We start from the raw sequence: 26,297 nt of genomic DNA, 5'->3' as shown, positions 1-26,297 counted from the left end.
TGATGACCAGACGAGTGCTAGGTACCGCCTTCATCGGGATGCTCTGCTTCCTGCTCTGGCTCACGTACGCCTTCTACGCGAAGGTCTTCACCGCGACCGTCGACGTGAAGCTGCAGACCAGTCACATCGGCCTGCAGCTCAACCGGCACGCGGACGTTAAGCTGCGCGGCATCATCGTCGGCGAGGTCCGCGACGTCTCCACCGACGGCGACTTCGCCACCGTCCACCTGGCCCTGAAGCCGGACCAGGTGAAGGAGATCTCCGCCCAGGTCAGCGCGCGGATCCTGCCGAAGACGCTGTTCGGCGAGAAGTACGTGGCCCTGGTACCACCGCCCGGCCCCGAAGGCCGCGCGATCAAGGCCGGCGACACCATCTCGCGGGACAAGACCGCGGTCGGCATCGAGATCGAGAAGGTGCTGAACGACGCGCTGCCGCTGCTGCAGGCCGTCGACCCGGCCGATCTGAACGCGACGCTGAACACGCTGGCGACCGCGCTGGAGGGTCGCGGCAGCGAGATCGCCGACACCCTCACCCAGCTCGACGGCTACCTGAAGAAGCTCAACCCGAACGTGCCGAACCTGATCGCGGCGCTGACCAAGCTGACCCAGGTCGCCAAGATCTACGGCGACGTCACGCCCGACCTGGCCCGCGCGCTGCGCAACCTGACCGTCACCGGCAACACGGTGGTGGAGAAGGAGAAGCAGTTGCAGACGTTCTTCACCGACGTGCAGACGCTGTCGACGACCGGCAACGCCTTCCTCAAGGAGAACGAGGACCGGGTGATCCGGCTCGGCGAGGTGAGCAGGCCGGTACTGGACCTGCTCGAGCGGTACTCGCCGGAGTTCCCCTGCTTCCTCAAGGTGATGACCGACACCATCCCGACGCTGAGCGACACGTTCCGGGACGGCCGGCTGAACATCAACCTCGAGCTGATCACCAACCAGCCCACGCCGTACCAGCCGAACGAGACGCCGGTCTTCGGCGACCACCGCGGCCCGACCTGCGTCGGCCGCAACTACACCGTGCCGGGGGAGCACCCGGGTCCGTACACGCAGGACAACCCGGCGCCGTACGTGACGGGTGTGGACGGCGTGATCGGTGACCACGGCAAGAAGACCCGCTTCCCGGTCAACCTGCAACTCAACCGCGCGATGCCCGGCTTCGTCAGCGACACCGGCGGCGCCGGTACGCCGGCCGAGCAGAAGGTGATCGACGCCGTGGCCGGCCCCGCGATGGGCATCCCGGCGGACGAAGTACCGGACCTGACAACCCTGATGCTGGGCCCCCTGATGCGCGGCGGGCAGGTGAATCTCAAATGAAGCTGCTGGACAAGAAGACCTCGATCGACACCGTGCGGCTGGCGATCTTCGTCGTCGTCACCACGGTCGCGACGGCACTGCTGGCCGTGACGATCGGCAACATCAGTTTCAACGCGACCACGAAGTACCGGGCGGTCTTCACCGACGTGGTCGGGCTGAACAAGGGCGACGACATCCGGATCGCCGGTGTGCGGGTCGGGCAGGTCGACAAGATCGCGATCTACCAGGACAAACTGGCGATGGTCACCTTCAGCGTCGACTCCGGCCAGGTCCTCGACACCACGACGCACGCGACGATGCGCTACCGGAACCTGGTCGGCAACCGCTACATCGCGCTGACCGAGGGTGTCGGCGGCGGTACCCGGATGAAGAAGAACGGGATCATCGACAAGGACCGGACCGCGCCCGCGCTGGACCTGTCGGTGCTGTTCAACGGGTTCAAGCCGCTGTTCACCGCGCTCACCCCGAAGGACGTGAACCAGTTCGCGTTCGAGGTGATCAAGGTGCTGCAGGGTGAGGGCGGCACGATCGAGAGCCTGCTGGCCCGGACCGCCTCGCTGACCACCACGCTGGCCGACTCCGACCAGGTGATCGGCGACCTGATCACCAACCTGACCTCGACCCTGCAGATCGTCTCGCAGCGGCAGCAGAACTTCTCCCAGCTGCTGATCAACCTGCAGCAGTTCATCACCGGGCTGAGCCAGGACATCAACCCGATCCTCGGCTCGCTCGGCTCGATCAACTCGCTGAACACCAAGACGGCCGGCCTGCTGCAGCAGACCCGGGTGCCGCTGAAGGCGGACCTCGACCGGCTGCGCGAGGTCTCGACCACGCTCGACGACACCCAGGCGATCTGGGTGAAGACCCTGCAGAACATGCCGAACAAGCTCGAGACGCTGACCCGGACCGCGTCGTACGGGTCCTGGTTCAACTTCTACCTGTGCGGCTTCGACGGCAACGTCACGCTGCCACTGGGGGTCCGCATCCCGATCAGCCACGACGTCAACTCGGCGAGGTGCGCGAAGTGACCCCCATCGAACGCCGGGCACGCATCTCCGGCGCCCAGGCGGACACCTCGCTGCGTTGTCGTCGGGGCACGATGAACACCGCATCGTGCCCCTCCTCCGCCTTGCGATGCACCCACCTGGACACCGGAGCTACGCACCCGAATTCCGATGGGGGCCACTTGTGAAGCCGTTCAGGGAACAGAACCAGGTCACCATCGGGGTGGTCGGGCTGACGGTGATCGGGCTGATCATGCTGGCCGCGTTCAAGGCGCAGGATCTGCCGCTGATCGGGGGCGGCACGAAGTACTCGGCGCAGTTCTCCGAGGCCGGCGGGCTGAAGCCGAACGACGAGATCCGGGTGGCCGGTGTCCGCGTCGGGCAGGTCCGCAAGGTGGAGCTCGAGGGCACGCACGTTCGGGTGGACTTCGTCGTCGACCGGGGTGTGAAGCTGGGCGACAAGACCGGCGCCGAGATGAAGATCAAGACGCTGCTCGGGCAGAAGTACCTGAAGCTCGACCCGGAGGGCGGGGGAGAGCTCAAGGAGGGCTCGGTGATCCCGCTGGCCCGGACCATCGCGGCGTACGACGTCGTGGACGCGTTCACCGACCTGGCCAACACCACCGAGCGAATCGACACCGCACAGCTCGCGAAGGCGCTCGACACCTTGTCGGCGACCTTCAAGAACACCCCGGAAGAGGTTCAGGCCTCGCTGACCGGGCTGTCCCGGCTGTCCCGCAACGTGGCCAAGCGCGACGAGCAGCTGAAGCTGTTGCTGCAGCACTCCGACGTGGTCACCAAGGTCCTTGCCGATCGCAACCAACAGCTGATCAAGCTGATGAAGGACGGCAACACGGTGTTCCAGGCGGTGCAGGCACGCCGGGCGCTGATCCATGAGTTGCTGGTCTCGACGCAGAAGCTGGCCGCGCAGGTCAGGGCGCTGGTGCAGGAGAACCGCAAGGACCTCGCGCCGACGCTGACCAAGGTGAACGCGGTGCTGGCGACGTTGCTGAAGAACCAGGACGCGCTCGACGCCAGCATCAAGGGGCTCGCGCCGTACGCGCGGGTGTTCACCAACACGCTCGGTACCGGGCCGTGGTTCGACACGTACGTGCAGAACCTGGTGCCGGTACCGGAGATCCCGTTGCCGCAGATCCCGATCCCTGGGCTGCCACCGATCCTCAGCGGACTGACCGGGGGTGCGGGCCGATGAAGGTTGCGTCCCTGTCCCGGCTGATCGCGTTCGGCGTGGTCGTGGTGATCCTCGCCGTCAGCGTCATCTCGTTGTGGCCGCACCCCGAGCGGGTGAGCGCGACGGCGTACTTCCCGCGCGCGGTCAGCGTCTACCCGGGCTCCGATGTGCGGATCCTCGGCATCAAGGTCGGCGAGATCGAGAGCGTGACGCCGGCCGGACGCGCGGTCCGGGTGAAGTTCTGGTGGGAGGCCAAGCACAAGGTGCCGGCCGACGCGAAGGCGGTGATCGCGTCGCCGTCGATCGTCGCGGACCGCTACATCCAGCTCACCCCGGCGTACTCCAAGGGCGCCGTGATGGCCGACGGCGCGTCGATCCCGCTGGACCGCACGGCCGTGCCGCTCGAGCTGGACCAGATCTACCAGAGCCTCAACGACCTGTCCGTCGCGCTCGGGCCGAAGGGCGCCAACGACCAGGGCGCGCTGTCGCGGCTGCTCGACGTGTCCGCGGCCAACCTGAACGGCCAGGGCAAGAAGCTCAACCAGACCATCACCGACGTGTCGACGCTGACCACGACCCTGTCGAGCAACTCCAAGAGTCTGTTCAGCACGATCCGGCAGTTGCAGACCTTCGTCTCCGCGCTGGCCGCGAACGACGGCCTGGTGAAGCAGTTCAACGCCAACTTCGCCGGTGTCACGACCACGCTGGCCGGGGAACGTCAGGACCTCTCGGCCGCGCTGTCCACGCTGGCGGCGGCGCTCGGCGAGGTCGCGAACTTCGTCAAGGACAACCGGTCGTTGCTGAAGACGACGATCTCCGGCGCCACCGACGTCTCCCAGATCCTGGTCAAGGAGAAGGCCGCGCTCGCCGAGATCATCGACACCGCGCCACTCGGCCTGGGCAACCTGGCCCGCGTCTACAACCCGCAGTTCGGCACGCTGGACCAGCGGATCAACCTGGCCCAGCTGGACGACCCGGCGACCTTCATCTGCTCGCTGCTGCTCCAGGCCAACCAGCCGTTGTCGACCTGCTCGGCGCTCAAGCCGGTCTTCAACGCGTTGCCGAAGCTCCCGCTGCTGAGCGCCATCACCGGCTCGGGCGGCCCAGCCGGTACGCCGTGGGCACCGGCCCCGCAGCCCAAGCTCCCCAGCCCCGACCCCGTCGACGACACCCTCGGCGGCCTGGTCCCGGGTGGTTCGCGATGAGGCGCCGTACTACGAGAAGCGGCGGCGCGGCTCGTCGGCGTACCGGCCTGGTGGCGGGTGTCGTTGCGATGGCGACCCTGCTCAGCGGGTGCGACTTCAGCGTGTACTCCCTGCCGTTGCCGGGTGGCGCCAAGATCAAGGGGCCGTCGTACACGGTGACCGTGGAGTTCACCGACGTACTGGACCTGGTGCCGAAGTCGTCGGTGAAGGTCGACGACGTCACCGTCGGCACGGTCGAGAAGGTCTGGCTGGACGGCTACGTGGCCAAGGTCCGGGTCAAGCTGCCGAAGAGCCTCGACCTGCCCGACAACGCCCGCGCGACGATCCGCCAGACCAGCCTGCTGGGCGAGAAGTTCGTCTCGCTGGAGCAGCCGTCGGGCAGCGAGAAGCCGCACGGCAAGCTGGAGAACGGCGAGCTGATCCCGCTGTCCCGGACGACCAGCAACGTCGAGGTCGAAGAGGTCCTGTCGGCGCTCTCGCTGCTGCTCAACGGCGGTGGCGTGGCCCAGCTGCAGATCATCACCCAGGAGCTGAACAAGGCGCTGACCGGCAACGAGCCGGCCATCCGCAGCGTGCTGACCCAGCTGAACACCTTCGTCGGCACGCTGGACCAGAACAAGCAGAAGATCGTCACCGCGATCACCGCCGTCGACCAGCTGGCCAAGCAGCTGAACGCGCAGAAGACGACGATCGCGACCGCGATCGACTCGCTGCCCAAGTCGATCGCCACCCTGGACAAGCAGCGCGCCGCACTGGTCAAGACGCTGCAGGCGCTGGCCTCGCTGGGCAATACCGCGACCCGGGTGATCACCGAGTCTCAGAAGGACCTGGTCGCCAACCTGCAGTCGCTCTACCCACTGCTGACCAAGCTCGCCGAGGCCGGTGAGAACCTGCCCAAGGCGCTGCAGCTGATGCTGACCTACCCGTTCCCGGACGCCGCGACGGGTGCGGTCAAGGGTGACTTCACCAACCTGAACATCACCCTCGACGTGAACACGCAGAAGGCGCTGCAGGGCCTGCTCGGGCTGAACCTGCCGAACGTCGGCCTGACCCTGCCGACCACCGAGATCAGCCTGCCGCTGCACAACCCGCCGAAGTTCCCGACCAGCAAGCCGACGGCCGGCGGTCTGCCGCAGCTGCCGGTCCCGACCGGCGCGGGGACCACCTGCGTGACGATCCTCGGCCTGCCGGTCTGTACGCCGAAGCTCAACCGCGCCGGGTTCGATCCGGAGCTCGCGAAGGTCCTGATGCCGGGGGTGGCCAAGTGATCACCAGAACGGTCCGGATCCAGCTGATGGTGTTCCTGCTGATCACCCTGCTCGGCGTCTCCTACGTGGGCGCCAAGTACGCGCAGGTCGACAAGCTGCTGTTCGACGACGACTACACGGTCAGCGCCAGCTTCGCCGAGTCCGGCGGCATCTTCTCCGGCGCCGAGGTGACGTACCGCGGCCAGCCGGTCGGCCGGGTCGGCGAGCTGAAGCTGCTGTCCGACGGCGTCGAGGTCAACCTCGACATCGAGAAGAAGACCAAGATCCCCAACGACCTGCTCGCGGTGGTCGCGAACCGGTCCGCGATCGGCGAGCAGTACGTCGACCTGCAACCGCGCCGCGACGGCGGGCCGTACCTGCAGAACAACTCCAAGATCAGCCGGCAGAACACCGCGCTGCCGATCGACACCACCGAGCTGCTGCTGAACCTGGACCAGCTGGTGAACTCGGTCGACAAGAACAGCCTGAAGACCACCGTCAAGGAGCTCGGCGACGCGCTCCGCGGCCGGGGCAGCGACCTGCAGAAGATCATCGACAGCTCCGGCGCGCTGATCAGCGACGCGGACGCCAACATCCTGCAGACGATCAAGCTGATCAACGACGGCAACACCGTGCTGGCCACCCAGGTGGCCAGCGGCGACGCGATCAAGACCTGGGCGAAGAACCTCGCGCTGCTGTCCGACACCCTGGTCAGCTCGGACGCCAGCCTGCGGGCCGTGATCGACAACGGCTCGGCCGCGTCGACCCAGCTGACCGCGCTGATCCAGGAGAACAAGGCCGACATCGCGGTACTGCTCGGCAACCTGCTGACGGTGAGCGAGCTGACCGCGGTCCGGCTGGACGCGGTCGAGCAGCTGCTGGTGGTCTACCCGGCGGTGGCGATGGGCGGATACGTCGTACCGGGCAAGGATCCGGGGACGGGGCACTACGACGCGCACTTCGGTCTCGTACTCGGCTTCAGCCCACCTGCTTGCCGGGCCGGGTACAACGGAACGGACAAGCGCGTGCCGCAGGACACCACCAACAAGCCGGCCAACACCAAGGCGAGCTGTACGGCGTCGCCGGGGTCGGGGATCAACGTCCGCGGCTCGCAGAACAAGCCGACGCCGTCGACGCGGTCGTCCGACGCCAACCGGATCGGGTACGGCGTCGGGTACGACCCGGCCACGGGCGCTGCCGGTGGTACGGATGGAATGCCGTCGCTGGTGCTCGGCTCGACCGGAGGACAGGAAGAGATGCTCGGTAAGGACTCGTGGAAGGCCCTCATCCTCGGACCGGTGACCGGCAAGTGACCGCGCCGCTCGTCACCCCCCGGCCGCCGGCCGAACGCCCGCGGCCGAAGGGCCCGATGATCGTGGCCTGGGCGCTCAGCGTGCTCGTGCTGGTCGCCCTGGTCGGCGCGACGCTGTCGGTGGTCGCGTTGCGTGGGCAGGACGCTCGCAAGAGTGAGCGCGAGGGGGCGATGAAGGCGGCCCGGCAGTTGGCGCTGGACTTCACGACGTACGACTACAGCACCTGGGACGCCGACGCGAAGCGGGTGCTGGACGACTCCACCGGGCAGTTCAAGGAGGAGTTCAAGTCGGGCTCGGACTCGGTCAAGACCGAGGTGGTCGCGAACAAGGCGACCTCCAAGGGCGATGTGAAGGAGGCCGCGGTGGTGTCGAACGACAAGGACTCGGCCCAGGTGCTGGTGATCGTGAACGCCGTCGTCACCAACACCGCCTCCAAGGACGGGGTGGAGCGCCGGTACCGGATCAAGCTCGACCTGGTCCGGGAGAAGGACCGCTGGCTCACCGCCGACTTCCAGGTGGTCGGCTGATGCCCCGCAAAATCGCCGGCCAACGCCGCCGCCCCGAAACCACCCCCGAAGTCAACCCCCAAACCCCCCCAATCAAACCAGTGACTCAGGCCACATCGGGGCTTCCCGAGGCCCCTGCGGGGCGGTCACAGGAGACGCCCGCGACTACGCTCGGTGACGAAACGGCCGCCGCTGGGCCCTCGGATCCGCACTCGGGAGCCGCCGACGAGCGGGCGCTCACCACCCCGGAAAGCGACGCCGAAGGCGCTGGTGCCGCCCCGGCGGCGGAGGCCGTGCGCGCCGACGCGGGCGTAGCTGCGATGGCAACGCCGGCAACTGCCGATGCGGGCTCCGCTGCCTCCTCCGCCCCGTCCGTGACCGCGCAGCGCTCGCGGACGGCGGTGGTGTTGTCGGCTGCTCTCGGGGTTCTGCTGGTGGTGATCTTGGCTCTGACCGCGATTCTGGGTGTGAAGGCCTGGAAGGGGAAAGAGGCTGAGGATGCTCGGGATCAGGCGGCCGCGGCGGGGCGGAAGGCTGCTGAGACTGCTTTGAGTTACGACTACCGGACGCTGGACAAGAGCTTCGCGGCGGCGCGGGCGACGATGACGCCGGAGTTCGCCGGGCAGTTCGACGCGACCGCCAAGGTGGCCGGCGAGCTGGCCACCAAGACCAAGGCGACGGTCCGCGCCGAGGTCCGCGAGGTCGGCGTCCGCGACGGCGACGCGAACCGGGTGACGCTGATCATCTTCGTCAACCAGACGACCACCAGCACGATCACGAAGGGTAGTCCCCGGGTCGACCTGAACCGGACGAGATTCACAATGGTCCGAAACGGCGATCAATGGCTGGTCCAGGAGATCGCCGGACTGTAGTCTCTAGGTGACTCCGGAGAGGTCGTCCGGGCGGCTCGCAGGCTGGTTACCTGCTGGAGAACCCGGGTCGATTCTTGACGGAGTGGGTGGTCCGACGGCATAGTGTCGGACCCCATTGGACAGACTTGCCCAGATCGGGTAGCCTATTGCTTTGCGCTGCCTTTAACCGCACCCTTGTTCATCCTCAGAACTTGACGAGGGTCGTTTGGCATGCGCTCCCAGCACCGAAGTGCCGCTTCGAAGTTACTTTGCGAGCCCGTGGAAGGACGCCCCTTGGTCGCCTCGCGCAACCCCCAGTCCGACAGCACTACGAATGTTTCCGGCGCACCCCGTCGCATCAGCTTCGCGAAGATCTCCGAGCCTCTCGAGGTTCCGGATCTTCTTGCGTTGCAGGTGGACAGCTTTGACTGGCTGGTCGGAAACGAAACCTGGCAGGCCAGGGTGGCCGCCGCCGAGGCAGAGGGACGGACCGATCTGTCCTCCCCGTCCGGCCTCGAGGAGATCTTCGAGGAGATCTCCCCGATCGAGGACTTCAGCGGCACCATGTCGCTGTCGTTCCGCGACCACCGGTTCGAGCCCCCGAAGAACACGGTCGACGAGTGCAAGGAACGTGACGTCACCTACTCGGCGCCGCTGTTCGTCACTGCCGAGTTCATGAACAACGAGACCGGCGAGATCAAGAGCCAGACCGTCTTCATGGGTGACTTCCCGTTGATGACGCGCAAGGGCACGTTCGTGATCAACGGCACCGAGCGTGTCGTCGTGTCCCAGCTGGTCCGCTCGCCCGGCGTGTACTTCGAGCGCACGCCGGACAAGACCTCGGACAAGGACATCTTCACCGCCAAGATCATCCCGTCGCGCGGTGCGTGGCTGGAGTTCGAGGTCGACAAGCGCGACATGGTGGGCGTGCGGCTGGACCGCAAGCGCAAGCAGAACGTCACCGTGCTGCTCAAGGCGCTCGGCTGGACCGACGCGCAGATCCTCGAGGAGTTCGGCGAGTACGAGTCGATCCGGCTCACCCTGGAGAAGGACCACACGTCCGGCCAGGACGACGCGCTGCTCGACATCTACCGCAAGCTGCGCCCCGGCGAACCGCCGACGCGTGAGGCTGCCCAGGCGCTGCTGGACAACTACTACTTCAACGGCAAGCGCTACGACCTGGCCAAGGTCGGCCGGTACAAGATCAACAAGAAGCTCGGCCGGGACGAGACGCACGACACCGCGGTGCTGACGATCAACGACATCGTCGCCACGATCAAGTACCTGGTGGCGCTGCACGAGGGCAAGACCGAGCTGACCGCGCCGCAGGGCGAGATCGTCGTCGAAGAGGACGACATCGACCACTTCGGCAACCGCCGTCTGCGGACGGTCGGCGAGCTGATCCAGAACCAGCTCCGCACCGGCCTGGCCCGGATGGAGCGGGTGGTCCGCGAGCGGATGACGACCCAGGACGTCGAGGCGATCACGCCGCAGACCCTGATCAACATCCGTCCCGTGGTGGCGGCGCTGAAGGAGTTCTTCGGTACTTCGCAGCTGTCGCAGTTCATGGACCAGACCAACCCGATCGCGGGTCTGACCCACAAGCGCCGCCTGTCGGCGCTTGGCCCGGGTGGTCTGTCGCGTGAGCGGGCCGGCTTCGAGGTTCGTGACGTGCACCCGTCGCACTACGGCCGGATGTGCCCGATCGAGACCCCGGAAGGCCCGAACATCGGTCTGATCGGCTCGCTCGCGACGTACGGCCGGGTGAACCCGTTCGGCTTCGTCGAGACGCCGTACCGCAAGGTCGTCGACGGCCGGGTCACCGACCAGGTCGACTACCTGACCGCGGACGAGGAGGACCGGTTCGTCATCGCTCAGGCCAACGCGGCACTGACCGACGACGACGCGTTCGCCGAGGACCGGGTGCTGGTCCGCCGGCGCCACGGTGAGGTCGAGCTCGTGCTGGTCGACGACGTGGACTACATGGACGTCTCGCCGCGCCAGATGGTGTCGGTCGCGACGGCGATGATCCCGTTCCTCGAGCACGACGACGCCAACCGCGCCCTGATGGGCTCCAACATGCAGCGCCAGGCCGTTCCGCTGATCACCGCGGACGCCCCCCTGGTCGGTACCGGCATGGAGTTCCGTGGAGCGGTCGACGCCGGTGACGTGCTCGTCTCGGAGAAGGCCGGCGTCATCAAGGAGGTCTCGGCCGATCTGATCGAGGTCGCCGCCGACGACGGCACGTACCAGACGTACCGGCTGCAGAAGTTCCGTCGCTCGAACCAGGGCACCTGCATCAACCAGCGTCCGCTGGTCGACGCCGGGCAGCGGGTCGAGGTCGGCTCGCCGCTGGCCGACGGTCCGTGCACCGACGAGGGCGAGATGGCGCTGGGCCGTAACCTGCTCGTGGCGTTCATGCCGTGGGAGGGTCACAACTACGAGGACGCGATCATCCTCAGCCAGCGCGTCGTGCAGCAGGACCTGCTGACCTCGATCCACATCGAGGAGCACGAGGTCGACGCCCGCGACACCAAGCTGGGCCCGGAGGAGATCACCCGCGACATCCCCAACGTCTCCGACGAGATGCTGGCGGACCTGGACGAGCGGGGCATCATCCGGATCGGCGCGGAGGTCACCACCGGTGACATCTTGGTCGGCAAGGTCACGCCCAAGGGTGAGACCGAGCTGACCCCGGAGGAGCGGCTGCTCCGGGCGATCTTCGGTGAGAAGGCGCGCGAGGTGCGCGACACCTCGCTGAAGGTGCCGCACGGTGAGAACGGAACCGTCATCGGGGTCCGCGTCTTCGACCGCGACAACGGCGACGAGCTGCCGCCGGGCGTGAACCAGCTGGTCCGCGTGTACGTCGCGCAGAAGCGCAAGATCTCCGTCGGCGACAAGCTCGCCGGACGCCACGGCAACAAGGGCGTCATCTCGAAGATCCTGCCGGTCGAGGACATGCCGTTCATGGAGGACGGCACCCAGGTCGACATCATCTTGAACCCGCTGGGCGTGCCCGGCCGGATGAACGTCGGTCAGGTGCTCGAGACCCACCTCGGCTGGGTTGCCAGCCGCGGCTGGAAGGTCGACCCGGACAGCCCTGAAGAGTGGGCCCAGCGACTGATCAAGATCGGCGCCGGCGAAGCCGAGCCGTTCACGAACGTCGCCACCCCCGTCTTCGACGGCGCGCGTGAGGAAGAGGTCACCGGCCTGCTCGGCTCGACCCTGCCGAACCGCGACGGCGACCGGATGGTCAACAGCACCGGCAAGGCCAACCTGTTCGACGGCCGCTCGGGTGAGCCTTTCCCGCAGCCCGTCGGCGTCGGCTACATGTACATGCTGAAGCTGCACCACCTGGTGGACGACAAGATCCACGCCCGCTCGACCGGTCCGTACTCGATGATCACGCAGCAGCCGCTGGGTGGTAAGGCGCAGTTCGGTGGTCAGCGGTTCGGCGAGATGGAGGTGTGGGCCCTCGAGGCCTACGGTGCCGCCTTCGCGCTGCAGGAGCTGCTGACGATCAAGTCGGACGACGTGGTCGGCCGGGTCAAGGTGTACGAAGCGATCGTCAAGGGCGAGAACATCCCGGAGCCGGGTATCCCGGAGTCGTTCAAGGTTCTCGTCAAGGAAATGCAGTCCCTGTGTCTGAACGTTGAGGTGCTCTCGTCCGACGGAAGCCGGGTCGAGATGCGCGACAGCGAAGAGGATGTCTTCCGCGCGGCGGAGGAACTGGGAATCGACCTGTCCCGGCGTGAGCCGAACAGCGTCGAGGAGGTCTGAGCGGGTTGCCGCTTTCGATCAACAGTCAACTCACTCAGACCATTTTTACAATCGGGAGATAACACATCGTGCTCGACGTGAACTTCTTCGACGAGCTTCGGATCGGCCTGGCGACCGCGGATGAGATCCGCCAGTGGTCGCACGGCGAGGTCAAGAAGCCCGAGACGATCAACTACCGGACGCTCAAGCCTGAGCGTGACGGCCTGTTCTGCGAGAAGATCTTCGGTCCCACCCGGGACTGGGAGTGCTACTGCGGTAAGTACAAGCGTGTTCGCTTCAAGGGCATCATCTGTGAGCGGTGTGGCGTAGAGGTCACCCGTTCCAAGGTGCGCCGCGAGCGGATGGGCCACATCGAGCTGGCCGCGCCGGTCACCCACATCTGGTACTTCAAGGGTGTCCCGTCGCGACTCGGCTACCTGCTCGACCTCGCCCCGAAGGACCTCGAGAAGGTCATCTACTTCGCGGCGTACATGATCACCGACGTCGACGACGAGGCGCGGCACCGCGACCTCACGTCGCTGGAGGGCCGGACCGATGTCGAGCGCAAGCAGCTCGAGGGCCGGCGCGACAACGACATCGAGACCCGGATGAAGAAGCTCGAGGAGGACCTCGCCCAGCTCGAGGCCGAGGGCGCGAAGGCCGACGTTCGCCGCAAGGTGAAGGAAGGCGCCGAGCGTGAGGTCAAGCAGCTGCGCGACCGTGCGCAGCGCGAGATCGACCGCCTCGACGAGGTGTGGAGCAGGTTCAAGAACCTCAAGGTCCAGGACCTGGAGGGCGACGAGATCCTGTACCGCGCCATGAAGGAGCGGTTCGGCAAGTACTTCGAGGGTGCGATGGGCGCGGCCGCGATTCAGCGGCGCCTGGAGACCTTCGACCTCAAGGCCGAGGCGGACAGCCTGCGCGAGACGATCAAGACCGGCAAGGGCCAGCGCAAGACCCGCGCCCTGAAGCGGCTCAAGGTCGTCACCGCGTTCCTGGCCACCAACAACAGCCCGATGGGCATGGTCCTGGACTGCGTCCCGGTCATCCCGCCGGACCTGCGGCCGATGGTCCAGCTCGACGGTGGCCGGTTCGCCACCTCCGACCTGAACGACCTGTACCGCCGGGTGATCAACCGGAACAACCGCCTCAAGCGGCTGCTCGACCTCGGCGCGCCCGAGATCATCGTCAACAACGAGAAGCGGATGCTCCAGGAGGCCGTCGACGCACTGTTCGACAACGGCCGCCGTGGACGTCCGGTCACCGGCCCGGGCAACCGGCCGCTGAAGTCGCTGTCCGACATGCTCAAGGGCAAGCAGGGTCGTTTCCGTCAGAACCTGCTGGGCAAGCGCGTCGACTACTCGGGCCGCTCCGTCATCGTGGTCGGCCCGCAGCTGAAGCTGCACCAGTGCGGTCTGCCGAAGGCGATGGCGCTGGAGCTGTTCAAGCCGTTCGTGATGAAGCGGCTGGTCGACCTCAACCACGCGCAGAACATCAAGTCCGCCAAGCGGATGGTCGAGCGTCAGCGCGCCCAGGTCTGGGACGTGCTGGAAGAGGTCATCACCGAGCACCCGGTTCTGCTCAACCGTGCACCAACCCTGCACCGGCTGGGTATCCAGGCGTTCGAGCCGCAGCTGATCGAGGGCAAGGCGATCCAGATCCACCCGCTCGTCTGCTCCGCGTTCAACGCGGACTTCGACGGTGACCAGATGGCGGTGCACCTGCCGTTGTCGGCCGAGGCGCAGGCCGAGGCCCGGATCCTGATGCTGTCGACGAACAACATCCTGAAGCCTGCTGACGGCCGTCCGGTCACGATGCCGACCCAGGACATGATCATCGGCATCTACTTCCTGACGATGCTCAAGGAAGGCGAACTCGGCGAGGGCCGGGCGTTCAGCTCGATGGCGGAGGCCCTGATGGCCTTCGACCGCAAGGAGCTGTCGCTGCAGGCCAAGATCACGCTCCGGCTCGACCAGGCCGGCGCGCCGGCCGGTTCGACCGAGCGCCCGAACGGTGGGTTCTCGCTGGAGACCACGCTGGGTCGCGCCCTGTTCAACGAGGCGCTGCCGAGCGACTACACCTTCGTGGACACCGAGGTCGGCAAGAAGCAGCTGGGCTCGATCGTCAACGATCTGGCCGAGCGGTACTCCAAGGTCCAGGTGGCGTTCTGCCTGGACGCGCTGAAGGACCTCGGTTTCCGCTGGGCCACCCGTTCCGGTGTCACGGTGTCGATCGACGACTTCAGCACGCCGCCGAGCAAGCCGGAGATCATGGCTCGCTACGAGGCCCAGGCCGAGAAGGTCCAGAAGCAGTTCGAGCGGGGTCTGATCACCTCGTCCGAGCGGCGGCAGGAACTGATCGAGATCTGGACCGGCGCCAACGCCGAGGTCGGTAAGGCCATGGAGGAGAACTTCGCCAAGGCCAACCCGATCTGGATGATGGTGCACTCGGGTGCGCGAGGCAACATGATGCAGATCCGGCAGATCGCCGGTATGCGTGGTCTGGTGGCCAACCCGAAGGGCGAGATCATCGCCCGGCCGATCAAGTCCAACTTCCGCGAGGGCCTGTCGGTGGTCGAGTACTTCATCGCCACCCACGGTGCTCGTAAGGGTCTTGCCGACACCGCGCTGCGGACCGCCGACTCCGGGTACCTGACCCGTCGTCTGGTGGACGTGTCGCAGGACGTCATCATCCGCGAGGAGGACTGCGGCACCGAGCGTGGCCTGCCCAAGCAGATCGGCGAGGCCGGTCCGGACGGCAAGGTCGTGCACGCGGAGAACGTCGAGACGAGCGCCTACGCGCGGACCTTGGCGACCGACACCTTCGACGCCAAGGGCAACCTGGTCCTGGCGGCGGGCAGCGATCTGGGCGACGTGTCCATCGCGCTGCTGGTGGAGGCCGGGATCGAGCAGGTCAAGGTCCGCTCGGTTCTGACCTGTGACGCCAAGACCGGTACCTGCGCGAAGTGCTACGGCCGTTCGCTGGCGACCGGCAAGCCGGTCGACATCGGTGAGGCCGTCGGCATCATCGCGGCCCAGTCCATCGGTGAGCCCGGTACGCAGCTGACCATGCGTACCTTCCACACCGGTGGTGTCGCGGGTGATGACATCACCCACGGTCTGCCGCGTGTGGTCGAGCTCTTCGAGGCCCGTCAGCCCAAGGGCAAGGCGCCGATCGGTGAAGCCGCCGGCCGGATCGCCATCGAGGACACCGACAAGACCCGCAAGCTGGTGCTCACCCCGGACGACGGTTCCGAGGAGGTCGCCTACCCGGTGTCGAAGCGCGCCCGGCTGCTGATCGAGGACGGTCAGCACGTCGAGGTCGGCCAGCAGCTGACGCAGGGTACGCCGGACCCGCAGGAGGTTCTGCGGATCCTGGGCATCCGCAAGGCGCAGGAGCACCTGGTGGACGAGGTCCAGGAGGTGTACCGGTCGCAGGGTGTGGCCATCCACGACAAGCACATCGAGATCATCGTCCGGCAGATGCTGCGCCGGGTCACGGTGATCGAGTCCGGCGAGGCGAACCTGCTGCCGGGTGAGCTGGCGGACCGGCTGATGTTCGAGGCCGAGAACCGTCGCGTCGTGGCCGAGGGCGGTACGCCGGCCTCGGGTCGTCCGGTGCTGATGGGTATCACCAAGGCGTCGCTCGCGACCGAGTCGTGGCTGTCGGCCGCCTCCTTCCAGGAGACGACCCGGGTCCTGACCGAGGCCGCGATCCACGGCAAGTCCGACTCGCTGGTCGGTCTGAAGGAGAACGTCATCATCGGAAAGCTGATCCCGGCGGGTACCGGCATGGACCGTTACCGCAACATCCGGGTGGAGCCCACCGAGGAGGCGAAGGCCGCGATGTACTCGATGGTCGGCTACGAGTCGTACGACTACGACTTCGGCCCGTCCGCCGGGCAGTCGGTCCCGCTCGACGACTTCGACCTGGGCTCGTACCAGAACTGAAGTCAGCAACACCTGCCGAGGGCGGCACCCCACCAGGGGTGTCGCCCTCGGGCATTTCCGGGTGCCGCGGCCCGGCCCCGCCCTCCGGGGCGCAGCCCGGCCTCCGCCACCCGGGGCGCGGCTCGCACTCCGCCTTCCTTCGCTTCCTCCAACACCCTTGTTGCCCTTGGCAACAAGGGTGTCGGAGGTCAGATCGCCGTACCGGCAGGGGTTGTCGGGGAGAGCGTCGGTGCGACACGCCGAGGGTGGTCGATCGGCTGCGGAGTGTTGCGAGGGGTCGGCGTGGAAGTGTCGGCGGGATGCGCGAAGATGACGCGTATGACGGACCTCCCGCCCTACCTGCAACCGTTCGTGCTGGACGTCGAGCAGGGTGCGGAGCACCGGGTCGACCGGGTCGGCGAGCTCGACTTCCACCGGCCTGCCGGGACTGCTCGCACCGGCGCGATCCTGTTGGTCCACGGTGGTCCCGGACCTGCTGATCTCGAGGTGCCGCCGCGCGACTGGCCGGTGTACCAGGGCTATGCCGCGGCCATCGCTCAGCGCGGCCAGGTGGCCGTCGTGGTCGACCACAGCCTGATCCGTGGACTCGACCAGCTGGCCACCGCCGCGGACGACGTAGAGGCCGCTGTCGGCGTCCTGCGGGCCGATCCGCAGGTGGACCCCGAGCGGGTCGTGCTGTGGTTCTTCTCCGGCGCCGGCCTGCTGGCGGGGGAGTGGCTGGACAGCCGCCCCGACTGGCTGCGCGCCGTCGCCCTCACCTATCCCTTGCTCGCCACTCCGCCTGGTGTCGACGAACTGGTTTCCGCCGCCGAGGTAATCGGCAAACACAAGGACCTGCCGGTGCTGCTGACCCGGGTCGGGCGCGAGCGCGAAGAGCTCGCCCGACCGGTGGCGGAGTTCGTCTCCGCCGGTGGCGCCGCGCTGGACATCATCGACGTACCGAAAGGGCAACACGGCTTCGACATGCTCGACCACAGCGAAGAGTCCCGCGCCGCGGTGACCAAGGCCCTCGACTGGGCCATCGCCCACCTGGGCGAAGACCCCACCGCACCCACCCAACTCCCCATCCCCGCCGCCACCATCCCAGCCCCCCAACCCACCAAAGCCGCGGCAGCAGTAGCCGCGCCTCGTGCGTCAGCCAACCAAGCTGCCCCGGCGGCCACAGGTTTGGTAGCCCCTCCCGCCGCACGGGTAGAAGTACGTGCCGAGAAGGCTGCTGTGCCCGCCAGCCAGCAGAGTGCACCGGCGACCAGCAGTACCCCCGCGACCACCACCAGTGCGACTGCGACCGCCTCTGCTCCGGCTGTGGTGCAGGAGGAGACTGCTGCTTCTCGGGTGGTGGCTCGGGAGCATGCTGCGTTTGAAGCTCATGACCTGGAGGCGTTCCTGGCGATGTACTCGCCGACGGCTCTGCTGCAGTTTGCTGATGGGCCGGTGATGCGGGGACGGCGTTCCCTGCGTGAGCACTACCGGCCGCAGTTCGAGGCGGGCGAGTGCAAGCGGGAGCTGGTGCAGCGGATGCTGGTCGGCGACTGGGTGATCGAGCAGACGATCACCAACCAGACCCCGACCGTCGCGCTGTACCAGGTCCAGGACGGCCTGATCACCGAGGTCCGCTTCATCAGCTGAAACACGAAGCCTTGAAGTGGTTCGAGCGCACTGCGACCAACCGGACGCAGTGCGCTCGAACTGCTCAGGCCATGATGCCGAGCGGCGCCGGCTTCCAGCCCGGGAAGACCTTGCCTGCTTGCGCTTCGCTGAGCCCCAGCCGCCGCATCACGATCTCCGACAGCACATCGCGGTAGTCGTTGGTCCCCGGCACGTCACCTTGATCCAGTACGCCGGGCGCCAACCCCTCCCACTTCCCGTGCACCCCGCCCTTGACGCCCCCACCAAGCACCAGCGCCACCCCACCGTGCCCGTGATCCGTCCCGCTGTTCGCGTTCTGCTCCACCCGACGCCCGAACTCGCTCATGGTCACCACCGTGGTGTTGTCCAGCTCAGGCCCGAGCTCAGCAGCAAAAGCGGCAAGCGCCGTCGCCACCGTCTTGAGCGAGTTCGTCATGTCACCACCGTCGACCGTGCCGAGATCCGTGTGCATGTCCCAGCCACCCAGATCCACCGTGGCCACCCGCACTCCGGCCTTGGCCTTGATCAACTGCGCCAGCGTCGCCATGGACGCCCCGAACTCGCCATCCGGATAGCCACGCTCCTTGGCTGGCTTCTCCTGCTGCTTGGCATACCCCTGTGCCTGCGCCGAAGCCTGCAAGGCATCCAGCCCCTGCACCCCCAGCGGATGGTCTATGCCCGTATAGAGCGTCTTCAGCGCCGCCAGCGTCTGCGGTGCCACGCCATCGATGCCCTTGACGGTGAAGTCCTTCAGCGAGCTGAGCATGATCGGGTTGGAGCTCCCCAGCAGCGACCGACTCATCCGGGTGCCAAGACCCAGCCCGCGGAACGTAGTACCGGGCCCTAGCTCCTGCAGGACTCTGTCGAGCCACCCGGACTGCATAGAAGACTTAGCAGCCCCACCACGCTCCAAGCAGTCCTGCGCCTGGAAGTGGCTGCGAGTCAGGTCAGGGGTAGACACAGCCGGTACTGCGGCCAGCCACCCCGTCGTCATCATCGGGACCAGCGGAGCAAGCGCCGGGTGCATGCCGAACCCACGCTGCAGGTTGAGCAGCGAAGCGGCCCGTACTGCGATCGACGGCCGAGCCTTGAGCAGCTCTGGATCGTCAGCCGGCACCAGCACGGACAACCCGTCCATACCGCCGCGCAGGAACACCACGATCAACGTGCCACCCGGCGCAGCGCCGGGAGCAGCCCACGAGACGCGAGTAGTCACCAGTTGAGTAGCAGCGACTCCGACTCCTAAGCCACCAGCCAGCAGACGACGCCGGGTGAACCCTCTGCTCCACTGCGACTCCCTGTCCTCCGCATCGGCCACTACAGCCGCAGCGCCGGCCCGCAGAGCGGCATCGGCCTGTGTCGGACCCAGCCGTCGCCAGTCCGGGCAGTCGGGATGCAGCGAGGCGAATGTGTCTCTCATAAGTCAGTACTCCTTCAACGAGCAAGGAACTGTGGGGAGTCGAGGACCAGGGCGACGACGTGTCCTGCCTGCCACTCCATCCGTCCCCGGTCGACCCGGGAGGTGAGCTTGGCCCCGACGAACGTCGCCAGAGCGCTGCGCTGCCGGGCGTTGGGCAGCTGGCCGAGCAGCTGCACACCGAGCCGGTCGAACCACTCCCGGTAGGTGTCGCCCTTACGGGGTTGCAGGGCGGCCGGCAGCTTCGCCTGCTTCATCCCCTCCCACCAGCCGTACGTCATAGCGCGGTGCATCGACCAGCGCTCGAGCATCTGGCCGGCAGACGCCCAGGCCGGTGCCACGTCCGGGTAGCCGTTGGGGGACGGCCAGGCGAGCGGTGCATGGCCAAGGTTGTTGAGCTCCCAGTAGACGGCCTCCAGGCCCTTGGGGGTGGCCGGCCCGAACGGTAGGTCGAGCGCCCGCGCACTGCTCACCACGTCTTCGAGTGGCCGCTTCGTCTTACTGCCAAGGGAGTCCCAGAACTCGCTACTGCGGAACAGGGCGGTCAGCATCGGCAGGATGGCCGTGTTGTTGCGCAGGTAGATCTGCGCGAGCCGGTTGACCAGCCCAGCCGGGGGAGAGTCGTCTACGAACCGTACGACGAGCTTGCGGGCGATCGTCTTCGCAGTAGCCGGGTGTTTGGCCAGGTAGTCGAGATAGCGGTCGCCGACGGCCAGACCGCCTTTGCCCGAGCCGTTGGCCGCAGACCAGTCGAGGACCTTCACCCGGCCGGTCCGGTGCTTGTCGGCGTCGTACTCGAAGACACCGTCCTTGGTGGCGCCTCTGCCACTCAGTACATAGGCACTGGCTCGTACGTCCTTCTCTGTATAGCCGGACGACACCCCAACCGTGTGCAGCTCCAGCAGCTCGCGGCCGAGGTTCTCGTTGACGCTGTCGCGCGTGGAGGCGTCGTTGTCGAGGAACCGCAGCATCGCGGGATGCCGCATGGCGGCCTGCAACATATCGCTGTACCGCCCGAAGGCATGCCGTCTGATCACCGACACCGCGTACTGCGGCGCCACATCCCAACCGCGATCGGACGGCGTCGCGACATGCAGGTGGTTGGCGAAGACATCCACCACCACCTCGAACAGCTGCCTGCTGCCGAACACCTGCCGGCCGAGCGTCGCGATCCCGGTGTGGAACATGGCCTCCCACGAGTACTCATCAATGGACCTCCGGACAGTGGCGGCATCCGCGCCCGCCAACGGAACAGCACGCCAGACCCGGTCGCCCGCCGCATCCTTGGCAGTCGGCGACAACTGAGCCGCCAGCCACTTGTCGATCCCGAGCCGCTCAAGAGCCTGTACGTCGGATGGCCGCGGCCCGAACGTCGCGCGATTGAGCAGATGCCGCCGGGCCTGGGCATCGGTCAGCGGACCGCTCTTGCCGGCCAGCAGGCCGGGGGAGGCGCGGCCGGCCTTGGCCGCGGCCGCATAGCCGGCGTACTCGGTGGGCCTACCGGTCTGCCCGGTGGCCTTGGAGCCCTTGCCGGCAACGAAGCTGGAGTCGCGGTCCTCGCCGTCGGTGGCCAGGCTGGGCTGCTGCGCGACCCGGGCGCGGGCGGCGACCGTGGTACCGGTCGGGTCGCCGGTGCGGGCAGAAGCCAGCACCCGGTTGCGGAGGGTGTCCGGGCGGCTGAGGATCTCGGCAGCCAACCCGCCGGCGGCCAGGGTGCCGGCGACGGCACTGATGGCCGCCCGGCGGGCCACCGGCGACAGGGTCCGTGGGGCGGGCGGACCCGGCGGCGGCTGCTCGTCCGCGGTGAGGCGGGGACGGTTCGAGGGGGCGGGACCGTGATCCACGAGCGTTTCTCCAGGCGAGAGCGGCGGCAACGACGGATCCCCGTTATCAGGCCGTTACACCCGACGGGCGTGACTATGCCGCAAAGTCCGCGGTCCCGAACCGGCTCCGGGCGATGTTTACGCCGATCAGACATAAGGAATCCGAATGGCCCGGTCCGGCCGCGGTGAGAGTGCCGTCAGGGATCCGGTAGACTGGCAGTGCGGCTGCGCCTCTGCACAGCGCGGTGTTCTGTTTTGACCGTGCTTGAGGCAGCCGCTAGTCTTAACGATCGTGCCCGGGTCATCCTGGGCCGTCATGCGTGCCCCTCGTACTTTTCGGGTCAGCGCGTGGCACGGGACTTCTGCCGACAGTCAGAAAGTTTATGACTCCGGCGTGTCCGTGCCCTCGCGACACACCCGACCGCGGGGGTCAGGTGCGCAGCAACCGACCGGACGACAGAAAGAGACCTACGCGGTGCCCACCATCCAGCAGTTGGTCCGCAAGGGCCGCCAGGACAAGGTGTCCAAGAACAAGACGCCGGCCCTGAAGGGTTCCCCTCAGCGTCGTGGTGTGTGCACGCGCGTCTACACGACCACACCGAAGAAGCCGAACTCGGCGCTTCGCAAGGTCGCTCGTGTTCGCCTCACCAGCGGCATCGAGGTCACCGCCTACATCCCCGGCGTCGGCCACAACCTGCAGGAGCACTCCATCGTGCTCGTGCGTGGTGGTCGTGTGAAGGACCTCCCGGGTGTCCGGTACAAGATCATCCGCGGTTCGCTCGACACCCAGGGTGTGAAGAACCGGAAGCAGGCTCGCAGCCGGTACGGCGCGAAGAAGGAGAAGAGCTAATGCCCCGCAAGGGTCCCGCACCCAAGCGGCCGGTCATCATCGACCCGGTCTACAGTTCCCCGCTGGTCACCCAGTTGATCTCCAAGATCCTGGTGGACGGCAAGAAGCAGATCGCGCAGAGCATCGTCTACACCGCCCTCGAGGGCACCCGGACGAAGACGGGCACCGACCCGGTCATCACGCTCAAGCGCGCCCTGGACAACGTGAAGCCCAGCATCGAGGTGAAGAGCCGCCGCGTCGGTGGCGCCACCTACCAGGTGCCGATCGAGGTCAAGCCCGGTCGCTCGACCACGCTCGCCCTGCGCTGGCTCACGTCCTACTCCCGGGCCCGTCGCGAGAAGACCATGTCCGAGCGCCTGATGAACGAGATCCTGGACGCGTCGAACGGTCTGGGTGCCGCGGTCAAGCGCCGCGAGGACACGCACAAGATGGCCGACGCCAACAAGGCTTTCGCCCACTACCGCTGGTGAGCCGGGGCCCGTTCCGGGCCCCCGAGTTCACTCTTTTGAAGCTAGACAGAAGCGAGAGGTAGACCACCGAGGTGGCCGTACAAATCACCACCGACCTGAGCATGGTGCGCAACATCGGCATCATGGCCCACATCGACGCCGGCAAGACGACGACGACCGAGCGGATCCTGTTCTACACCGGTATCACGTACAAGATCGGTGAGGTCCACGACGGCGCCGCCACGATGGACTGGATGGAGCAGGAGCAGGAGCGCGGCATCACCATCACGTCCGCCGCGACGACCTGCACCTGGAAAGACCACACCATCAACATCATCGACACCCCCGGGCACGTCGACTTCACCGTCGAGGTCGAGCGCTCGCTGCGCGTCCTCGACGGCGCCGTCGCGGTCTTCGACGGTGTCGCCGGTGTGGAGCCGCAGTCCGAGACCGTGTGGCGCCAGGCGGACCGGTACGGCGTACCGCGGATCTGCTTCGTCAACAAGCTGGACCGCACCGGCGCCGAGTTCATGCGCTGCGTCGACATGATCGTCGACCGGCTGGCCGCGACGCCGCTGGTTCTGCAGCTGCCGATCGGCGCCGAGTCCGACTTCATCGGTGTCGTCGACCTGATCGGGATGCGCGCGCTGACCTGGCGTGGCGAGACCACGATGGGTGAGGACTACACCGTCGAGGAGATCCCGGCGACTCACACCGAGCTCGCCGCGGAGTGGCACGACAAGCTGATCGAGACGCTGGCCGAGGCCGACGACGAGATCATGGAGATGTACCTGGAAGGCGAAGAGCCGACCCAGGAGCAGGTCATGGCCGGCATCCGCCGCGCCACGATCGCCTCCAAGCTGACCCCGGTGCTGACCGGTACCGCGTTCAAGAACAAGGGCGTCCAGCCCCTGCTCGACGCGATCAACGCCTTCCTGCCGAGCCCGCTCGACGTCCCCGACATCGAGGGCCACGACATCAAGGACGGCAGCGAGGTCGTGCTGCGCAAGCCGGACGACAGCGAGCCCTTCTCGGCGCTGGCCTTCAAGATCGCGGCCGACCCGCACCTGGGCAAGCTGACCTTCATCCGGGTCTACTCGGGCAAGCTCGAGACCGGCACCCAGGTGCTGAACCCGACCAAGGGCCGCAAGGAGCGGATCGGCAAGATCTACCGCATGCACGCGAACAAGCGTGAGGAGATCGCGTCGGTCGGCGCCGGCCACATCGTCGCCGTGATGGGTCTGAAGGACACCACCACCGGTGAGACGCTGTGCGACCCGGCCAAGCCGGTCCTGCTCGAGTCGATGACGTTCCCGGCGCCGGTCATCTCGGTCGCCATCGAGCCGAAGTCGAAGGCCGACCAGGAGAAGCTCGGCGTCGCGATCCAGCGCCTGGCCGACGAGGACCCGACCTTCCAGGTCCGGACCGACGAGGACACCGGCCAGACGATCATCGCCGGGATGGGCGAGCTGCACCTCGAGGTGCTGGTCGACCGGATGAAGCGCGAGTTCCGCGTCGAGGCCAACGTCGGCAAGCCCCAGGTCGCCTACCGCGAGACCATCAAGAAGAAGGTCGAGAAGGTCGACTACACGCACAAGAAGCAGACCGGTGGTTCGGGTCAGTTCGCGCGTGTGATCCTCACGATCGAGCCGACCGCGGTCGAGGCGGGTGGCGAGGGCGGTTACGAGTTCGTCAACGCCGTCACCGGTGGCCGCATCCCCCGGGAGTACATCCCGTCGGTGGACGAGGGCGCGCAGGAAGCCATGGAGTTCGGCGTCCTGGCCGGTTACCCGATGGTGGACGTCAAGGTCACCCTGACCGACGGCGCCTACCACGACGTCGACTCGTCCGAGCTGGCCTTCAAGATCGCCGGTTCGATGGCGTTCAAGGACGCGGCCCGCAGGGCGACTCCGGTCATCCTGGAGCCGATGTTCGCGGTCGAGGTCATCACGCCCGAGGACTACATGGGTGAAGTGATCGGCGACCTCAACTCACGCCGTGGCCAGATCCAGTCGATGGACGAGGGCCCCGGTGGCAGCCGGGCCGTGAAGGCCCTGGTGCCGCTGTCCGAGATGTTCGGGTATGTCGGTGACCTGCGGTCGAAGACCCAGGGTCGCGCGTCGTACTCGATGCAGTTCGATTCCTACGCCGAGGTTCCGAAGAACGTGGCGGAAGAGATCATCAAGAAGGCCCGCGGCGAGTAATCTCGCTCCGGACCAACCAACCCACAGCGCGTCGGCGTACGGCGTAAGTCAACATTTCCCAGGAGGGCCCCAGTGGCTAAGGCGAAGTTCGAGCGGACTAAGCCGCACGTCAACATCGGCACCATCGGTCACATCGACCACGGTAAGACCACTCTTACCGCGGCGATCACCAAGGTGCTGCACGACAAGTACCCGACCCTGAACGAGGCGTCGGCCTTCGATCAGATCGACAAGGCGCCGGAAGAGCGTCAGCGCGGTATCACCATCTCCATCGCGCACGTCGAGTACCAGACCGAGGCCCGGCACTACGCACACGTCGACTGCCCGGGTCACGCGGACTACATCAAGAACATGATCACCGGTGCGGCCCAGATGGACGGTGCGATCCTGGTCGTCGCCGCCACCGACGGCCCGATGCCGCAGACGCGTGAGCACGTGCTGCTCGCCCGTCAGGTCGGCGTGCCGGCGATGGTCGTCGCGCTGAACAAGTGCGACATGGTCGACGACGAGGAGATCCTGGAGCTCGTCGAGCTCGAGGTTCGCGAGCTGCTCTCCGAGCAGGAGTTCGACGGTGACAACGCGCCGGTCGTGCACGTTGCCGCCCACCCGGCCCTGCAGGGTGACGAGAAGTGGGGTGAGTCGATCCTGAAGCTGATGGATGCGGTCGACTCCTACATCCCGCAGCCGGTTCGCGAGATCGACAAGCCGTTCCTGATGCCGGTGGAGGACGTCTTCACCATCACGGGTCGCGGCACCGTCATCACCGGCCGGATCGAGCGCGGTGTGATCAAGGTCAACGAGACCGTCGACCTGATCGGCATCCGCCCGGAGAAGCAGACCAGCACGGTCACCGGCATCGAGATGTTCCGCAAGCTGCTCGACACCGGTGAAGCCGGCGAGAACGTCGGTCTGCTGCTTCGTGGCACCAAGCGCGAAGACGTGGAGCGCGGCATGGTCGTCATCAAGCCGGGCACCACGACCCCGCACACCAACTTCGACGCGTCGGTCTACATCCTGTCGAAGGAGGAGGGCGGCCGTCACACGCCGTTCTTCCAGAACTACCGGCCCCAGTTCTACTTCCGCACCACGGACGTCACCGGTGTCGTCACGCTGCCCGAGGGCACCGAGATGGTCATGCCGGGCGACAACACCGACATGTCGGTCGAGCTGATCCAGCCGATCGCCATGGAAGAGGGCCTGAAGTTCGCGATCCGGGAAGGTGGCCGTACCGTCGGCGCCGGCCGGGTCACCAAGATCCTCAAGTGATTTCATGAGGTCCGTGAGGGCTCGCATCTTGAGCCCTCACGGACCTCTGCTTTAGGCGGGATCCGCAGGCGAGATCGGCGGGGCAAGTCGGGGTCGGTGACTCCGGAACGGTCCCTCGATCAAGCGCGGTTTCTGCCTGGAGCCACCTCGATTGGCATTCCGATGCCGATCTCTGGCACAATATTCAGGTTGCTCAGGCGAGGTTGCCGGGGCGCGCCCCAGAGACGTTTTCTGGCTGGTGCGCCGGACCGGAGACCATGCCGAGGTGCCGGTCCGAGACCGGGCCCCGATCTCCATCCCAGGGTCGAAAGTG

General features: G+C 66.9%; 17 protein-coding genes. 15 read left to right on the top strand and 2 right to left on the bottom strand.

What is annotated here, in order from left to right; all coding sequences use genetic code 11:
- Positions 1 to 2: 2 nt before the first annotated feature.
- From ABD768_RS11445 to ABD768_RS11395, 11 genes are all read left to right on the top strand, one after another.
- A complete protein-coding gene (locus ABD768_RS11445; RefSeq protein WP_344840099.1) occupies positions 3 to 1,319 on the top strand; it encodes an MCE family protein in 1,317 nt (438 codons plus the stop codon).
- Positions 1,316 to 2,347: an MCE family protein gene (locus ABD768_RS11440; protein ID WP_343976370.1), complete on the top strand. Its 1,032-nt coding sequence runs from the start codon at positions 1,316 to 1,318 to the stop codon at positions 2,345 to 2,347. The genes ABD768_RS11445 and ABD768_RS11440 overlap by 4 nt, the downstream gene beginning before the upstream one ends.
- A gap of 160 nt (positions 2,348 to 2,507) precedes the next feature.
- Entirely contained in the window at positions 2,508 to 3,536 is a 1,029-nt protein-coding gene (locus ABD768_RS11435) for an MCE family protein (RefSeq protein WP_343976373.1), read from the top strand.
- A complete protein-coding gene (locus ABD768_RS11430) occupies positions 3,533 to 4,720 on the top strand; it encodes an MCE family protein (protein WP_343976376.1) in 1,188 nt (395 codons plus the stop codon). The genes ABD768_RS11435 and ABD768_RS11430 overlap by 4 nt, the downstream gene beginning before the upstream one ends.
- Positions 4,717 to 5,988, top strand: a complete 1,272-nt coding sequence (locus ABD768_RS11425) for an MCE family protein (protein WP_344840096.1) — start codon at positions 4,717 to 4,719, stop codon at positions 5,986 to 5,988. Before ABD768_RS11430 ends, ABD768_RS11425 begins: the two co-directional genes overlap by 4 nt.
- The gene (locus tag ABD768_RS11420) at positions 5,985 to 7,280 is read left to right on the top strand and encodes an MCE family protein (protein ID WP_344840093.1); all 1,296 of its coding nucleotides are present in this window, start codon (positions 5,985 to 5,987) and stop codon (positions 7,278 to 7,280) included. The genes ABD768_RS11425 and ABD768_RS11420 overlap by 4 nt, the downstream gene beginning before the upstream one ends.
- Positions 7,277 to 7,807: a hypothetical protein gene (locus ABD768_RS11415; RefSeq protein WP_343976385.1), complete on the top strand. Its 531-nt coding sequence runs from the start codon at positions 7,277 to 7,279 to the stop codon at positions 7,805 to 7,807. Before ABD768_RS11420 ends, ABD768_RS11415 begins: the two co-directional genes overlap by 4 nt.
- An 80-nt stretch (positions 7,808 to 7,887) precedes the next feature.
- Positions 7,888 to 8,658 carry a hypothetical protein gene (locus ABD768_RS11410; RefSeq protein WP_344840090.1) on the top strand — a complete coding sequence of 257 codons (771 nt, stop codon included), beginning with the start codon at positions 7,888 to 7,890 and terminating at the stop codon, positions 8,656 to 8,658.
- Between the two features lie 273 nt (positions 8,659 to 8,931).
- On the top strand, positions 8,932 to 12,417 hold the full coding sequence (gene rpoB, locus ABD768_RS11405) for a DNA-directed RNA polymerase subunit beta (RefSeq protein WP_343976856.1): 3,486 nt from the start codon (positions 8,932 to 8,934) through the stop codon (positions 12,415 to 12,417).
- Between the two features lie 68 nt (positions 12,418 to 12,485).
- Positions 12,486 to 16,346 (top strand): DNA-directed RNA polymerase subunit beta', encoded by a 3,861-nt coding sequence (locus ABD768_RS11400; protein WP_343976391.1) that lies wholly within the window; start codon positions 12,486 to 12,488, stop codon positions 16,344 to 16,346.
- A gap of 309 nt (positions 16,347 to 16,655) precedes the next feature.
- The gene (locus ABD768_RS11395; protein WP_344840087.1) at positions 16,656 to 17,975 is read left to right on the top strand and encodes a nuclear transport factor 2 family protein; all 1,320 of its coding nucleotides are present in this window, start codon (positions 16,656 to 16,658) and stop codon (positions 17,973 to 17,975) included.
- Between the two features lie 64 nt (positions 17,976 to 18,039).
- Here the strand turns inward: ABD768_RS11395 and ABD768_RS11390 are convergent, their stop codons facing one another.
- A complete protein-coding gene (locus tag ABD768_RS11390; RefSeq protein WP_343976397.1) occupies positions 18,040 to 19,395 on the bottom strand; it encodes a DUF1501 domain-containing protein in 1,356 nt (451 codons plus the stop codon).
- 14 nt (positions 19,396 to 19,409) lie between these two features.
- A complete protein-coding gene (locus ABD768_RS11385) occupies positions 19,410 to 21,143 on the bottom strand; it encodes a DUF1800 domain-containing protein (protein WP_344840084.1) in 1,734 nt (577 codons plus the stop codon).
- Between the two features lie 547 nt (positions 21,144 to 21,690).
- On the opposite strand from ABD768_RS11385, the gene rpsL reads away from it, so the two are divergent.
- From rpsL to tuf, 4 genes are all read left to right on the top strand, one after another.
- Complete coding sequence (gene rpsL, locus ABD768_RS11380) at positions 21,691 to 22,065, top strand: 30S ribosomal protein S12 (RefSeq protein ID WP_012923692.1); 375 nt, start codon at positions 21,691 to 21,693, stop codon at positions 22,063 to 22,065.
- Positions 22,065 to 22,535 carry a 30S ribosomal protein S7 gene (gene rpsG, locus ABD768_RS11375; RefSeq protein WP_328329424.1) on the top strand — a complete coding sequence of 157 codons (471 nt, stop codon included), beginning with the start codon at positions 22,065 to 22,067 and terminating at the stop codon, positions 22,533 to 22,535. Before rpsL ends, rpsG begins: the two co-directional genes overlap by 1 nt.
- Positions 22,536 to 22,636: 101 nt before the next feature.
- Positions 22,637 to 24,718, top strand: a complete 2,082-nt coding sequence (gene fusA / locus ABD768_RS11370; protein WP_425552169.1) for an elongation factor G — start codon at positions 22,637 to 22,639, stop codon at positions 24,716 to 24,718.
- 72 nt (positions 24,719 to 24,790) lie between these two features.
- Positions 24,791 to 25,984, top strand: coding sequence for an elongation factor Tu (gene tuf / locus ABD768_RS11365; protein ID WP_343976407.1), 1,194 nt, complete (start codon positions 24,791 to 24,793; stop codon positions 25,982 to 25,984).
- Positions 25,985 to 26,297: the final 313 nt, after the last annotated feature.

It is taken from the genome of Kribbella ginsengisoli (genome assembly GCF_039537185.1).
GTDB classification, from domain to species: domain Bacteria; phylum Actinomycetota; class Actinomycetes; order Propionibacteriales; family Kribbellaceae; genus Kribbella; species Kribbella koreensis.
Note: the sequence above shows the minus strand (reverse complement) of the source record. Positions and strands in the feature narration are given on the sequence as shown.